Consider the following 13,573-nt stretch of genomic DNA (forward strand, 5'->3'; position numbering starts at 1 on the left):
TTTTATTTGACTGTTCAGCCATTCTATTGGAGCATGCCACAGATATTTCGCCCATACGGGCAAAATGTAGACGCTGGCGATCCGAGTTAACAACTGGGGGTTGGGAATGGGTCAGGACGAAGATACCAAAGTATTGCATTCGATGGGCTACGCGCAGGAACTGTCGCGGCGCATGGGTGCATTCTCGAACTTCGCAATTTCGTTTTCCATCATCTGCATCCTTGCTGGCGGCATCACTTCATATCCGCTCGCAATGGGAACGGGCGGCGGTTTCCAGGCAACCATCGGCTGGATCGTGGGCGGCGTCTTCGCCCTCGTCGTTGCGACATCGCTCGGACAGATCGCATCAGCCTACCCGACGGCTGGTGGTCTCTATCATTGGTCATCCATCCTTGGCGGACGCGGTTGGGGTTGGGCAACGGCTTGGATCAATCTCCTCGGCCTGATCTTCGTCGTCGCGTCGGTCAACGTCGGCGTATGGCTTCTGTTTCGCGACCTCGTTCTCGCCGGCGTTTTCCACATGGACGTCACGACATGGACCACGCTGTCGACCGACCCGCTGCCAGCCGGCATGACGGCCGATCAAGTCGCGGCCAACAATAACCATGCCTATCTGGTTCAGGTCATTGCAGTCAGTCTCATTACGTTTTGTCAGGCTGTTTGCAACCACTTCGGCATCAAGCTCACCACTGCACTCACGGATTTTTCCGGCTACCTGATCCTCGTCGTCGCGGTGGTTTTGACCGCAATGTTCCTGATCTGGGGAGCGAGCTGGGATTTCTCGCGGGTCACGACGTTCGTCAACAACACGGGCGAGGCTGGCGGTGGATATGTGCCGGAGCCACGCACGGCACTCATCGCCTTCCTCATCGGCCTGCTCTATCCGCTCTACACGATCACGGGCTTCGACGCGTCGGCGCATACGTCTGAAGAAACCCGCGATGCCCGCAATGCGGTGCCGCGCGGCATGATCCACTCGGTCTTCTGGTCACTCGTGTTCGGCTTCGTGATGGCGCTGTCGTTCGTGCTTGCCAGCCCCGATATGGCGGCCACGGCGAAAGACGGCGCAAACGCGTGGTTCAACCTCTTTAACAACCTGCCTGCGCCGCAGGTGCTGAAGGACGTGATTGCCATCTCGATCGTGGTCGCGAACTTCATCTGCGCCCTCGCGGGTCTCACCTCGACCTCGCGCATGATCTTCGCATTCGCCCGCGATGGCGGCCTGCCGGGATCGAGCGTGTGGAAGAGGGTCAGCCCGACGTGGAGAACGCCGGTTCCGGCCATCTGGCTCGGGGCGGTGCTTTCGGTCGCCGCAACGCTCTACTCGCCGGCCTTTGCCGCTCTTGCTGCCGGCTGCGCGTTGTTCCTCTACGTATCGTACGCGATGCCAATCGCGGCGGGCCTCCTCGCTGAAGGAAAGACCTGGACCGAGTTCGGGCCTTTCCGCCTCGGCATCTGGTCGAAGCCATTGGCGCTCGTTACCATATTGGGCGTCCTCGTGCTGATGTATGCGGGCATCCAGCCGCCATTCGATATTCTCATCAACTACGCGCTCGGCCTGCTCGCCCTCCTCGTTGTGCTGTGGTTCGGAATCGAATCGCGTCGCTTCAAGGGGCCTCCGATCGGAGCCGAAATTACGAAGCGACAGGCTGAAATCGCTGCGGCCGAGCGCGCCGTCGGCGAAGCCGTTTAAGACCCATATAACGAAGGCCGCGAGTTCACCACTCGCGGCCTTTTTGTTTCCGTTACGACGCTCACAATCAAAAAAACGCCGAATGGCAAAGGATTAAAGCAATATGTCGATCGCAGATGTCGCGATCGTAGGCGCGGGTGTCGTCGGCTGCGCGATGGCGAGACGTTTCGCTCTCGAGGGGGCAAAAGTCGTTCTTCTGGAACGCGGCGCGGACCTGCTCTCGGGGGCCAGCAAAGCCAACAGCGCCATTTTGCACACCGGCTTCGATGCGCCGCCCGGCAGCGTCGAACTCAGCTGTATGCAGGCCGGATATGCCGAATACCAGGCGATACGCGAGAGCTTCAATCTCCCGTTGCTCGAAACCGGAGCCATGGTCGTTGCCTGGTCGGACGCCGAGAAAGCGGCGCTCGACGGGATCGAGGCGCAGGCGCGCGCAAACGGCATCCACGATGTGCGGCGGCTGACGGCGTCCGAAATGCGCGCGCGCGAGCCGCAGCTTTCGCCTCGTGCGCTCGAAGCTCTGCTGGTTCCGGGCGAGCATGTGATCGATCCATGGTCGCCATTTCTGGCTTATCTGCTGCAAGCCAAGGCCCACGGCGCCGAAATCCGATTTGCGACAGAGGTGATTTCCGGAAGCTTTGACGGGGATATCTGGACGCTGCAGACGAGCACCGGGGAGCGGCAGGCGCGGACCGTCATCAATTGCGCCGGACTTTTTGGCGACCGGCTCGATGCGCGTCTCCTCGGCGCGGCTTCGTTTCAAATTCGCCCGCGCAAAGGTCAGTTCGTCGTCTTCGACAAGGCGGCGGCAGCGCTTCTCAGAACCATCGTCCTGCCTGTTCCGTCAGAACGCACCAAAGGCGTCGTTCTCGCGCGCACCGCTTTCGGGAACTTGCTCGTCGGGCCGACAGCCGAAGAGCAGCAGGATCGGGAACGCGCGACCGTCGTCGATGACACGCTTCGCGGTTTGATCGCGCGCGCCGTGGAAATGATACCTGCACTGGCGCATGCCGGCATCACGGCCGTTTACGCAGGGCTTCGCCCCGCGACAGAAGAGAAACATTATCGAATCTCCGCGCTTCCAGATCGCAATTGGATCACGGTCGGCGGCATCCGCTCGACGGGCATGACCGCATCGCTCGGCATCGCGCAGCACATTTACAAAATGTACGAGGAGATGGGGCATCGTCACGTGCCCGTCGCGGAGCCGGCAACGCCGCGCGTTCCAAATCTCGCTGAGCACGAACCGCGCGACTGGGAATCCGCGGGTTACGGCGAGATCGTTTGTCACTGCGAGATGGTGACGTTGCGAGAGATTGAGCAGGCTCTTTCGGGTCCGCTGCCGCCCGGCAATTTCGGTGGCCTCCGGCGTCGCACACGATGCGGCATGGGCCGATGCCAGGGCTTCTATTGCAACGCCCGGCTGGCGCAACTCACGGCCGGACATTTTGCATCGCCTCTGGCTGTCGGAGACGCCGCCTGATGGCCGTACTTCCCGAGAGATCCGCGAGCGTTGACGCGCTCGTCATCGGCGCCGGACCTGCGGGCCTTGCGGCGGCGACGCGACTGAAGCGTCTCGGTCTTGCGCGCGTAGTCGTCATCGATCGCGAGCTGGAAGCCGGTGGCGTTCCCCGTCACTGCGGGCATTCGCCATTCGGCATGCGCGAATTCGGACGCGTTTTGACCGGACCCGCTTACGCGCGGCGCCTGACGGATGCCGCACGACGCGCGGGCGTCGAACTGATGCTTGGCAATACCGTCGTCGCGATCGACACGAGCAAACCTTTGGTCGCGACTTGCGCGAGCAGCGAAGGCATCGTCCGCATCGCAACCAAACGCATTATTCTGGCGACTGGCGTGCGCGAGACGCCGCGCGCGGCGCGCCTCGTTTCGGGCGACCGGCCGCTCGGCGTTCTGAATACGGGCGCTTTGCAGGCTTACGCTTATCTTCAACATCTGGCGCCCTTTCGCAGGCCAGTGATCGTCGGCACGGAACTCGTTTCGCTTTCGAGCCTGCTGACGTGCCGCAGGATCGGTGCTCGTCCGGTCGCGATGATCGAGGAGGGTAGCGGACCGACGACGCGGCGGCTTTTCATGGGCTTGCCACGTCTGCTCGGCGTGCCGGTGCATTACGGAACTCGCATCACCGACATCCGGGGGATGCACCGCGTCGAGGCGGTGACGTTATCGGGAGCTGATGGAAAGCGGCAAGACATCGAATGCGACGGCGTGCTTTTTACGGGCCGTTTTACGCCCGACGCGCCGCTCGCCCGCGCCGCGGGGCTCGACATCGATAGCCGCACCGGCGGCCCGACGATCGATCAATTTGCACGGACGAGCGAGCCGCGGATTTTCGCTGCGGGCAATGTGCTGCATCCGGTCGAGACAGCTGGTTGGTCGTGGCGAGAGGCCGTGCGCGTCGCGGACTTCGTTGCTGCCGATCTCGGCGGATGGCTGCCGTCGCCGGACAACGCGATCACGCTCACGCCGGGAGACGGGATCCGCTATGTCGTGCCGCAACGCATTGTGCGTGGGCCTGGCGGATTGCCTCATATCCAATTGCGGGCGACTGGCGACGTGTCCGGCGCATTGGTTGCACACAGCAAAGGTCAGCGATTGAGAACACAACCGATGACGTCGGGACCCGAGCGCCGGATTTTGGCCCCGCTCGCCGCGTTCCGTCAGGCCGATACAGATATCACTTTCAGTTTCGACAACAGCCGTTCAACGGCATCCCGGAGCGATGCGACATGCGTGTAGCGGCGATCGATCAAGGCACGACTTCGACGCGCGTTCTCGTCGCCGACACGGACGGCAAGATAGAGATCGCGTGCGCCATAACTCATCAACAGATCCATCCGCATCCCGGATGGGTGGAGCACGATCCTGAAGAGCTGCTGGGCAATATTCGCGCCTGTCTCCAAGCTGCGGGCGCGGTCGATGCGATCGGCATCGACAATCAGGGCGAGAGCTGCCTCGCGTGGGATGCGCGAACAGGCGCGGCGTTATCCCCCGTCATCGTGTGGCAGGACAATCGTACCGCCGACGTCGTCGAGCGCCTGAAGGGTGCCGGCGCCGAAGCATTGACACTCGCGCGGGCCGGGCTGCCGTTGGATGCGTATTTCTCCGCCTCGAAGCTCGCTTGGATCATCAACACGCTTCCGGCGGCGAAGGCCGCCATGGAGGCCGGGCATCTGCGGCTCGGCACGACGGACGCGTTCTTCCTCGAACGCTTGACCGGAACCTTCGCGACCGACGTTACGACAGCCTCACGCACGTCACTGATGGATCTCGAGACGGGACAATGGGACGAGCGGCTCTGCCAGCTCTTCGGCGTCCCGATGTCGTGCCTGCCGAAAATCATGCCAACCGTTGCGGATTACGGGCGCGTTGACGGTGTGCCGATTACCGCGGCTGTCGTCGATCAGCAGGCGGCCCTCTTCGGTCATGGATGCCGTAACCCCGGCGACGCCAAGATCACCTTCGGTACCGGCGCATTCGCGTTGACGGTCACGGGCGACAAGATCGCACGTGCGCCGGAAAAAGGTTTGCTGCCGACGGTCGCCTGGTCGATTGACGGCCGCATGACTTACGCAGTCGACGGCGGGGTCTATGACGCGGGTTCGGCAATCGAATGGGCGCGGCGCATCGGTCTGGTGACTGATCTGACAGCGGATCTCGATTGGTTCGACTGTACGCCCGCTATCGAACGCGGCGTCGTCTTCGTGCCGGCGCTTTCGGGTCTTGCCTGTCCGCATTGGGACCGGACGGCGGCGTCGCTTTTCCTCGGCATGACGGCTGCGACGACGCGGGCCGACCTCTGTCAGGCGTTGCTGGAAGGGATTGCGCTCAGCGCCGCCGATGTCGTCGGGGCCATGGACGCACATGTTGCGATTGGCCGTTCGATTGCCATCGACGGGGGCCTCGCCCGCAGCCGGTACTTCGCGCAATTCCTGGCAGACATGATCGGCCGCGACGTGCTCGCGACAAGTTTCGATGAGCGCACGGCGTTCGGCACGGCGTCGCTAGCCGCGCTTGGCGGCGGGTTCGCATTGCCTGCCCCCGAAACCGTCTCGCGGACGTTTTCGCCGCGGGGCGGCGATAATGGCAAGATACGCGCACGTTTCAGCGAGGCCGTATCACGGGCCAAGGGCTGGCGGGATCACGGTGGACAGCGGGCCGATTGAAAGTTCGCCCGTCGATGGGCGAGCTGACATTGGAGCTCTCCGCACCTACATGATGCGGGATGCCGGAGGTTCCAATGGCTCCACTTTCCATACTCGATCTCGTTCACGTTACCGAAGACACCGATGCGCGCGGCGCTCTCGATAACGCCCGCGACCTCGCCGCGCATGCCGAACGCTGGGGCTATCGCCGCTTCTGGGTTGCCGAGCATCACAACATGCCGGGGATCGCCAGCGCCGCGACATCGATCGCTATCGCGCACATTGCCGCCGGATCGAATTCCATTCGCGTCGGTGCGGGCGGCATCATGCTGCCCAATCATGCGCCGCTCATTATCGCCGAGCAGTTCGGCACCCTCGCACGGCTTTTTCCCGGGCGCATCGATCTGGGCGTCGGCCGCGCGCCCGGCACGGACCAGCTGACGGTGCAGGCTTTGAGACGGCAACCGACGGCCGCCGATACGTTCCCGCGCGACGTGCTCGAGTTGCAGGCCTACTTCGAACCAGCTGCGCCTCACCAGCGTGTGCAGGCTGTGCCGGCGGCAGGAACGAAAGTACCCATCTGGATCCTGGGATCGAGCACGTACGGGGCGCATCTCGCGGCGGAGCTTGGGCTTCCGTACGCGTTCGCTTCGCACTTCGCGCCCGACCAATTGCTGGCCGCGCTCGACGTTTACCGCAGCCGCTTCAAGCCGTCGGAGCAGCTCGCGACGCCGCACGCGATGGTCGGTGTCAATATCATCGCCGCCGAAACCGGCAGGGAAGCGCGGCGTCTGGCGACGACGCAGCAGATGTCGTTTGCAAACATTTTTCGCGGGGCGCGGGGGCTCAGCCAGCCGCCGATCGACGACATTGAGACCTATTGGACGCCGCGCGAAAAGGCGCAAGTTTTGCAGATGCTTCAGCGTTCCATCGTCGGCTCGCCGGAAACGGTCCGCGCCGGAATCGACGCGCTGATTGACGAAACCGCTGCCGACGAGATTATGATCGTATCGGATGTTTATGATCATAGTGCGCGGTTACGCTCGTTCGAGCTCATCGCGGCCGTGCACCAAGCCAGCGGCAAAGAGAAAACGTCGACGGAGACCTGTCCTTGAGTAATGACGAGAGCGAACCGCCTCCGAGCGCCAGCAAGCTTACGCGAAGCAAGCAACGCTGGGCGCGGGAAGGCCGCTTCCTCACTGGAAGGACCGCGCGTGCAGATTCGGAGCGGCTGCCCCCGGGCCAGCATGTGGTTCGCGATTGGCCAGTGCTCGATCTCGGCGAGCAACCCGCGATTGCTCTCGACGCCTGGAACCTCGTGATCGACGGCGCTGTCGACCATCCGGTGACGCTCGATTGGGCCGCATTTCAAAGCGAGCCACAAACAGCCAAGACCTCGGATATTCATTGCGTGACGACTTGGTCGCGGTACGACAACCGCTGGACCGGCGTCGCGACACGAGATCTGCTCGACCTCGTCATGCCGAATGCCACCGCCCGGTTCGTCATTCTGCATAGCTACGATCGCTACACGACCAATATTACGATCGAAGACTTCGCGTCCGACGATGCGGTCGTAGCGCATACCTGGGAAGGAAAGCCGCTGACACGGGAACATGGCGGGCCCGTCCGCCTCGTCGTACCACATCTTTATTTCTGGAAAAGTGCGAAGTGGCTGAAGCGGATCGAGTTCACGGCTGAGGACGCGCCCGGCTTCTGGGAGGTCAACGGTTATCACAACCGCGCCGACCCGTGGCTGGAACAGCGCTATTCCGACGATTGAGGCACCGGCTTCAGGCGGCTCAATTGGTTAACATCCAGGGGATGAATTGCACTTATGGCCCGATGCGCGAACGCGAAGGCGTTTCGCTCGCGACCCCACACGGGGGCATAACTTCTGCCATCGTTTCGGCGGAGCATTCGCGCTAAAGTCGAATCTTATTGCGGGGCAATTAAAAAAGGGGGGGTCGATTGTTTCCCCATCGACGTTTTTTCGGCATCGCGCCGGCAATTTTGCCGATAGCGATTGCGTTTCTCTCCCTTGTCGTGCCGGCATCCAATGCGCAGGCAAAGGACGCTGCGGACGATTGTGAAGGCGTCATCGGCCTGTCGGTGCTCGCTTCGCCAGTCGCTCCGTGGAACGGCGCGCCTTTGCGGGTGATCTTCTCGTCGGAGAAACCGATCACGGCTGAGTTCTCGCTCGCGGGTCCCGATGGCGCGGTCGCGGTCAAGTCCAACGAGCGTCACGGCGGGCCGCCGTATTTCTGGTTCGCCGAAGTGGCATCGCCCGCTGCCGGAACGTGGCACGCGAAGCTCACGCGCGACGGCGGTGACGCGGACTGCGCGACGATCACCCGCGAGATCACCGTCGGCCGAACCGCATCGGCGCCCATCAAGGCTACGAGCAAAAGTGTCTGGCCAGTCAGGGGTGCCTGGAACCGGTCGACCGAAAACCTCTATTCGGCCTGGATCGAGAAGCTGTTCGATGCGCCGATCGAGCAGGAACTGTCATGGCCGGCGTTGCATGAAGTGCTGCGCGATAAATCGCGCAATTTCCTGTTCAACCATCTGGGGCTCGACGAAGACTCTAAAAAGCTCGTCTTGAAGCCGGACTGCGCCGACCTCCCCTACTTCCTGCGCGCATACTTTGCATTCAAGACCGGTTTGCCGTTCGGATACTCGAAGTGCACGCGCGGCGGCGGCGGCAAGGCCCCCCGGTGTCCGCAGTGGTTCAACATTCAGCGGGAAGAATCCGCCCCGGCGACCGATCAAAATGACGCCCAGGCGGGCTCAGGTTCACTCTTCGGAGTTTTCGGTAATGCGGCCGCGCAAACGACCCCTTCCCGGGCTTCATCGCGGCCCCCAGGCCTTGTGCCCGGATTTGGCTACTATTTGCGAACGACGGTCGCCAATGGGGTTCATTCGGGTTCCGGCCGCACGGCTGCGGACGACGACAACACCGATTATTATCCCGTCCCGCTCACGGCGGACGCGCTTCGTCCAGGGACGATCTATGCCGATCCCTACGGCCACGTATTGGTGCTCGTGAAGCGGATCGCGCAGACGAGTGATTCCGCAGGGGTTTTTCTGGCCGTCGATGGCCAGCCCGACGGGACTGTCGCGCGCAAGCGGTTCTGGCGCGGAAATTTCCTCTTTGCACAAAATCCTTCGCTCGGGAGCCCCGGCTTCAAGCGCTTCCGGCCTGTCGTCGCCGATGCAAACGGCGGCCTGAGGCGGCTGGCGAACGCTGAGATTTCAAAAGATCCCCAATACGGCGACTTCTCCCTCGAACAGTCGAAGCTCGGGGTCGAAGACTTTTACGATCGGATGGACGATGTGATGTCGCCGGAGCCGCTCGATCCGTTGCGCGCGATGAAGGAGACGATCACGGCGCTCGAAGAGCAGATCAAGACCCGCGTCACTTCCGTCGAGAACGGCCGGAAGTATCAGAACGGTGGGGGCGCGGAGGTCGCAATTCCGTCCGGCTCGTCGATCTTCGAGACGACCGGAGCATGGGAGGATTACTCGACCCCATCCCGAGATCTCAGGTTGCTCATCGCAATCGACGTCGTGTGCGGCTTTCCTGACCGCGTCGCGCGGCGGGCGGACCGGTATGCGATGCCCAAGGATAAGAGCCCCTCCGAGGTTAAAGGCGAACTGGATAGCCTGCTCGCAGCCGAGCTGGCAGCACGCAAGTTCTCCTATCCGCGTAGTGACGGCTCGACTTGGACACTTGCCATGAAGGACGTTATCGACCGCGCCGCCGATCTCGAGATGGCCTACAACGTCAATGATTGCGTCGAGCTCAGATGGGGCGCGCCGCAGCAAAGCGACGAGGCTTCTACTTGCAAGCGTCGCGCATCCTCGGCGCAGCGGAGCAAAATGGCGGAGTATCGCGCGTGGTTTCATGACCGCCGCCGCCCCGCGCGCGAGTAGCCGAACCTTCTCAGCTATTAGACGGCAGATGATACGAAATTTTTGCGGATTACGTGCCGAATACATGAAAAGACCCCGACGGCTTAACGGCATTATTGCCGTGTCGACGGGGTCAGTTGAAGATTGATAAAATTAATACGTAAGAAAAAATGATTTCTGCAACATGCTACGCAGTGTACTGAATAAACGCGCTTTTTGCTAGGCCGCAAAACGCGAAAACGCGCCGTGGTTGCTGAGGACTTTCGCCATCAAAATCCGCGCAGTTGCTGCACATCTTTGCGAAGATCCGGAATGATGTACTGGGAAATACAGCACAATAACTCGGCAGATATATCCGTCGTCGCGATATCCACAAAAGTGGAAAAAGCCCAAAAATTATTTATGGCCTAGGCCAACTGGGCGAAGGTTTTCAACCGGAATTGATCCGTCCGCAGAAACATGCATTAGGACAATATTGGCGATAACGGGATCGCATTATCGCTCGGCGGACATCGCGCCTCACTCCGGTGCTTGCAGAGCTTCGCTGAACGTCGCGAAGATTGGAGAGATGGATGCGCATGGTGACGATCACTCGACGAGCCCCCAGCCCGTCAACTTCCCATGTCACGCTCAACGGCATGAGGACTAAGGATCGTGAGGCATGAAACGGCCCTCGCGCTGGCGAGCCGGCGCAAAAAAGGACGCTGATTTCCGTGACGTTTAGTCGGAGCCGCTTAGGACCTTCCGATCAGCGCGATGATTGCGGTTCGTGACGAAGACCACCAAACCGGTACCGAGAGCTCCGAATACAAGAAGAGCCTCAACTGCGAAAATCATCGTGTAGGCTGAATCGGGCATTGCGCTTCCTCTTTATTTTTATCCGCTTATGAAACGATGTTCCCTCGCAAAAAGCTACCGAAGTCTGCGCAAATTGGCATTTCTTTTTCGGATGTGCGCTGCACTGCACAAAGCCATCTCCCAGCCGCAAGCGATGGCTGGATGTTATTTTGTCGAACGATCGCATGTGCTTGTCGTCGTCATTACGCACGCAGACTAAGGGGGCATTGTGAAACGATCTTCCCGCGACGCAACCGGCCGCTAAGCCGTTTTGGGCAAATATCCCGATTGCACTAACGAGCTTCGAGGAACTGCTCGAGTGCGGTTCGTGTTGGGAGTCCAGCTCGCGCGCCAAGCCCCGTGCAACTGATCGCGGCGACGGCGGATGCGATGCGTGCGCACTCAGCGTCCTTCAGGCCTTCCGAGATCGCCCATGCAAACGCGCCGTGAAAGGCATCGCCTGCGCCTGTCGTGTCGACGACTTCGACCGGGAACGCGGCTTGGCGGCAAAGCTTTCCGTTGACGGTCATCCAAAGGTATCCGTTGACGCCCAACGTTACGCCCGCATGGCAAATGCCGGATTGAACCAACGTTGCCAGGCGCTCCTCGTCGCTGGCGCCGCTCACGAACTGCCTGAAGGCCGGCGCGGAGAAGATCGCGTAGTCGGCGAGCCCGAGGACTTTCGCAAGCAGCTGCCCGCTGTTCAAATCAATATCGAGGACGGTTGGCACGTTGTGAGCGCGGGCGGCTGCGAACGCGGCGACAGTTCCTTCAAGCCAGGTCAAATCGCTCGAGACGGCACCCGCATTCGCGATATCGGCGATGGGAAGCCAATCGGCGGCGAGAGGGAATTCATGATCGTCCTCGCTGACGACGAGGCGTTCTCCGTTACGATCAACGATGACGGCAGCTGTCGCCGATGAAACGCCGGCGCACGTGCGAACGTGTGTCGTGTCGACACCCACGGCATCGAGCTGCTGGCGAATTATCGCGCCCGAAGGATCGTCGCCGATGCGCGCCCAGAGCGAGACGCCACCGCCGAGACGCGCGATCGCGGCTGCAGCGTTCGCAGCCATGCCGCCTCCGCTCGCGACGTGAGCAAGTGCGCGAATTTTCGTCGGCGATGATGGAAACGCCTCGATCCGATATACGTAATCGAGTGCGGCGTGGCCGACCGCGATGACGTGCTTTGGGGGCATGAAGCTTTCGCGCGTGTGGATGACTTCAGGGTAGCGGAGGGCGCTCGTCCGGCTGTTCTGCAAGAGAGCTTCGCGCGCTCGCGAGAACGTTCAGACGGGCGTGCAGCCGCTCGATCTCGTTCAGGAGGTCGAAGACGAGCGCAATACCTGCGGGATTTAGGCCGAGGTCCCGATTGAAGCGTTTCGCCTTTGCGGCAAGGACGACGCTCACGCTCGAAAATCTCCATTCCGATGGACTGCGTCCCTGCGGCTCGATGATCCCCTGCTCTACAAGCTCAGAAATCCACGCCACATCGCCCTGGCAGCTTTGGCAGAGTTCTTCGAGTGAATAGACGGATGCCGAACCAATCATTTCAGCGGGCATGGGCTCGCGCTCTCCATTTGCCATATCTCAAACTCCCAGGCTCAAACTTCAAGGCTGGCGCGTGGATCGAACGCCAATTCCTTCGCCATTTCCTCGTAAATCTGACGGGCCTTTTCGTTGGTTGCGGGCGGCCAAACAATCTTCAGAACCGCATAGAGATCGCCGGGCGGCGTCGCCGGAATTCCGCGGCCTCTGACCCTCAGTTCGCGCCCATGCGCGGAGCCGGGCGGGACTTTCAACATGATCGCTCCTCCGGGTGTCGGCATCTTCACGCTTGCGCCCAACGCCGCTTCCCAGGGGGCAACGGGAAGATCGAGATAAAGATCCTTGCCGACGACGCGATAACGCTGATCCGGCTTGAAGCGGATTTCGAGATAGAGATCGCCTGCCGGGCCGCCACCCATTCCGGGTGAGCCCTGGCCTTTCAAGCGGATGCTTTGTCCCTCGGTGACGCCTTTCGGGATCTGCACTGTCAGACTTTTATCGCGCACCAGAACGTGGCCGCCTTCATCGAGTTCCGGCACGCGAAGTGTAATCGTGCGCGTGGCGCCTTCCAGCGCGTCTTGGAGATCGATGAGGATTTTCGCGTGATGGTCTTCGCCTCGCGCGCGAAACGTCGTGTGAGTCCGGCCGTGATGACGTTCGGCGCGAGCTCCGCCGAAAATCGATTCAAAGAAGTCGCTGAAGTCACCGGCTCCGGATCTGCCTGAAAACTCGAATCCGGCGTCCCAGTCCGGAGGCGGCCTGAAGTCCTGCCCGGATTTATAATCTTTGCCGAGCTGATCATAGGCCGCGCGCTTCTCGGGATCGCTCAAGACATCATTGGCTTCGCCGATCTCTTTGAACTTTGCTTCGGCGCCATCTTCCTTGTTGACGTCGGGATGGAATTTTCGCGCGAGCTTACGGTATGCGCGCTTGATGTCGTCCTCGGTTGCATTTCGTTCCACGCCGAGGATTTTGTAATAGTCCTTGAATTCCATTTGGGCTCACATCATCGGATGAGGTTCAGCGCATCAGTGATAATTTCCCGGTGATCGAAGGCGATTTCAACACCATCGAAGTCTTTTATCCAGACCACAGCTGCCGCATCGTCGGCGGCTCTCGCGTCGCCGCGCGCATCATTCGTCAGGAATGCGACTGAGCAGACGTGACCGCGAGGATCGCGATCGGGCCGTGAATAAACGCCGACGAGTGCGAGGTTCATCGCGTCAAGTCCCGTCTCCTCCGCCAGTTCGCGCCGCGCCGCATCTTCGACCGCCTCACCGATTTCGACAAATCCCCCGGGAAGCGCCAGATAATGCTTGAACGGCGGGTTTTTACGCCGGACCATAAGCACCCTGCGGTCCCGATCGACAACAACGCAGTCGGCGGTAAGAGCGGGCGTTCGAGGAAGCGGCAT

Annotated in this window: 12 protein-coding genes; 7 read left to right on the forward strand and 5 right to left on the reverse strand. The window is 61.2% G+C overall.

The window, feature by feature from the left end:
* Window positions 1–106 precede the first annotated feature (106 nt).
* The 7 genes from AACL53_RS16945 (at window position 107) to AACL53_RS16975 (ending at window position 9,795) form a co-directional block, all read left to right on the forward strand.
* Window positions 107–1,693, forward strand: a complete 1,587-nt coding sequence (locus AACL53_RS16945; RefSeq protein WP_339085723.1) for an amino acid permease — start codon at window positions 107–109, stop codon at window positions 1,691–1,693.
* A 103-nt stretch (window positions 1,694–1,796) separates the two neighbouring features.
* A complete protein-coding gene (locus AACL53_RS16950) occupies window positions 1,797–3,176 on the forward strand; it encodes an NAD(P)/FAD-dependent oxidoreductase (RefSeq protein WP_339085724.1) in 1,380 nt (459 codons plus the stop codon).
* Window positions 3,176–4,453 carry an NAD(P)/FAD-dependent oxidoreductase gene (locus tag AACL53_RS16955; RefSeq protein WP_339085725.1) on the forward strand — a complete coding sequence of 426 codons (1,278 nt, stop codon included), beginning with the start codon at window positions 3,176–3,178 and terminating at the stop codon, window positions 4,451–4,453. Before AACL53_RS16950 ends, AACL53_RS16955 begins: the two co-directional genes overlap by 1 nt.
* On the forward strand, window positions 4,444–5,880 hold the full coding sequence (locus AACL53_RS16960; protein ID WP_339085726.1) for a glycerol kinase: 1,437 nt from the start codon (window positions 4,444–4,446) through the stop codon (window positions 5,878–5,880). The genes AACL53_RS16955 and AACL53_RS16960 overlap by 10 nt, the downstream gene beginning before the upstream one ends.
* A gap of 74 nt (window positions 5,881–5,954) precedes the next feature.
* On the forward strand, window positions 5,955–6,974 hold the full coding sequence (locus tag AACL53_RS16965; protein ID WP_339085727.1) for an LLM class flavin-dependent oxidoreductase: 1,020 nt from the start codon (window positions 5,955–5,957) through the stop codon (window positions 6,972–6,974).
* Window positions 6,971–7,642, forward strand: a complete 672-nt coding sequence (locus AACL53_RS16970) for a sulfite oxidase-like oxidoreductase (protein ID WP_339085728.1) — start codon at window positions 6,971–6,973, stop codon at window positions 7,640–7,642. The genes AACL53_RS16965 and AACL53_RS16970 overlap by 4 nt, the downstream gene beginning before the upstream one ends.
* Window positions 7,643–7,830: 188 nt before the next feature.
* Window positions 7,831–9,795 (forward strand): hypothetical protein, encoded by a 1,965-nt coding sequence (locus AACL53_RS16975; RefSeq protein ID WP_339085729.1) that lies wholly within the window; start codon window positions 7,831–7,833, stop codon window positions 9,793–9,795.
* A 699-nt stretch (window positions 9,796–10,494) separates the two neighbouring features.
* Here AACL53_RS16975 and AACL53_RS16980 read toward each other — a convergent pair.
* The 5 genes from AACL53_RS16980 to AACL53_RS17000 form a co-directional block, all read right to left on the reverse strand.
* A complete protein-coding gene (locus AACL53_RS16980; protein WP_339085730.1) occupies window positions 10,495–10,632 on the reverse strand; it encodes a hypothetical protein in 138 nt (45 codons plus the stop codon).
* Window positions 10,633–10,904: 272 nt separating this feature from the next.
* A complete protein-coding gene (locus tag AACL53_RS16985) occupies window positions 10,905–11,810 on the reverse strand; it encodes a PfkB family carbohydrate kinase (protein WP_339085731.1) in 906 nt (301 codons plus the stop codon).
* Between the two features lie 25 nt (window positions 11,811–11,835).
* Complete coding sequence (locus AACL53_RS16990; protein WP_339085732.1) at window positions 11,836–12,174, reverse strand: chaperone modulator CbpM; 339 nt, start codon at window positions 12,172–12,174, stop codon at window positions 11,836–11,838.
* A 41-nt stretch (window positions 12,175–12,215) separates the two neighbouring features.
* Window positions 12,216–13,154 carry a DnaJ C-terminal domain-containing protein gene (locus AACL53_RS16995; RefSeq protein WP_339085733.1) on the reverse strand — a complete coding sequence of 313 codons (939 nt, stop codon included), beginning with the start codon at window positions 13,152–13,154 and terminating at the stop codon, window positions 12,216–12,218.
* An 11-nt stretch (window positions 13,155–13,165) separates the two neighbouring features.
* Window positions 13,166–13,573: an NUDIX hydrolase gene (locus AACL53_RS17000; RefSeq protein ID WP_339085734.1), complete on the reverse strand. Its 408-nt coding sequence runs from the start codon at window positions 13,571–13,573 to the stop codon at window positions 13,166–13,168.

The sequence above is a fragment of the Hyphomicrobium sp. ghe19 genome (assembly GCF_902712875.1).
GTDB lineage: Bacteria > Pseudomonadota > Alphaproteobacteria > Rhizobiales > Hyphomicrobiaceae > Hyphomicrobium_B.

Bases quoted from the DNA above. Each gene is read 5' to 3' on its own strand.
- AACL53_RS16945 (WP_339085723.1), top strand. From the start codon at position 107: ATGGGTCAGGACGAAGATACCAAAGTATTGCATTCGATGGGCTACGCG.
- AACL53_RS16950 (WP_339085724.1), top strand. From the start codon at position 1,797: ATGTCGATCGCAGATGTCGCGATCGTAGGCGCGGGTGTCGTCGGCTGC.
- AACL53_RS16955 (WP_339085725.1), top strand. From the start codon at position 3,176: ATGGCCGTACTTCCCGAGAGATCCGCGAGCGTTGACGCGCTCGTCATC.
- AACL53_RS16960 (WP_339085726.1), top strand. From the start codon at position 4,444: ATGCGTGTAGCGGCGATCGATCAAGGCACGACTTCGACGCGCGTTCTC.
- AACL53_RS16965 (WP_339085727.1), top strand. From the start codon at position 5,955: ATGGCTCCACTTTCCATACTCGATCTCGTTCACGTTACCGAAGACACC.
- AACL53_RS16980 (WP_339085730.1), bottom strand. From the start codon at position 10,632: ATGCCCGATTCAGCCTACACGATGATTTTCGCAGTTGAGGCTCTTCTT.
- AACL53_RS16985 (WP_339085731.1), bottom strand. From the start codon at position 11,810: ATGCCCCCAAAGCACGTCATCGCGGTCGGCCACGCCGCACTCGATTAC.
- AACL53_RS16990 (WP_339085732.1), bottom strand. From the start codon at position 12,174: ATGCCCGCTGAAATGATTGGTTCGGCATCCGTCTATTCACTCGAAGAA.
- AACL53_RS16995 (WP_339085733.1), bottom strand. From the start codon at position 13,154: ATGGAATTCAAGGACTATTACAAAATCCTCGGCGTGGAACGAAATGCA.
- AACL53_RS17000 (WP_339085734.1), bottom strand. From the start codon at position 13,573: ATGCCGCTTCCTCGAACGCCCGCTCTTACCGCCGACTGCGTTGTTGTC.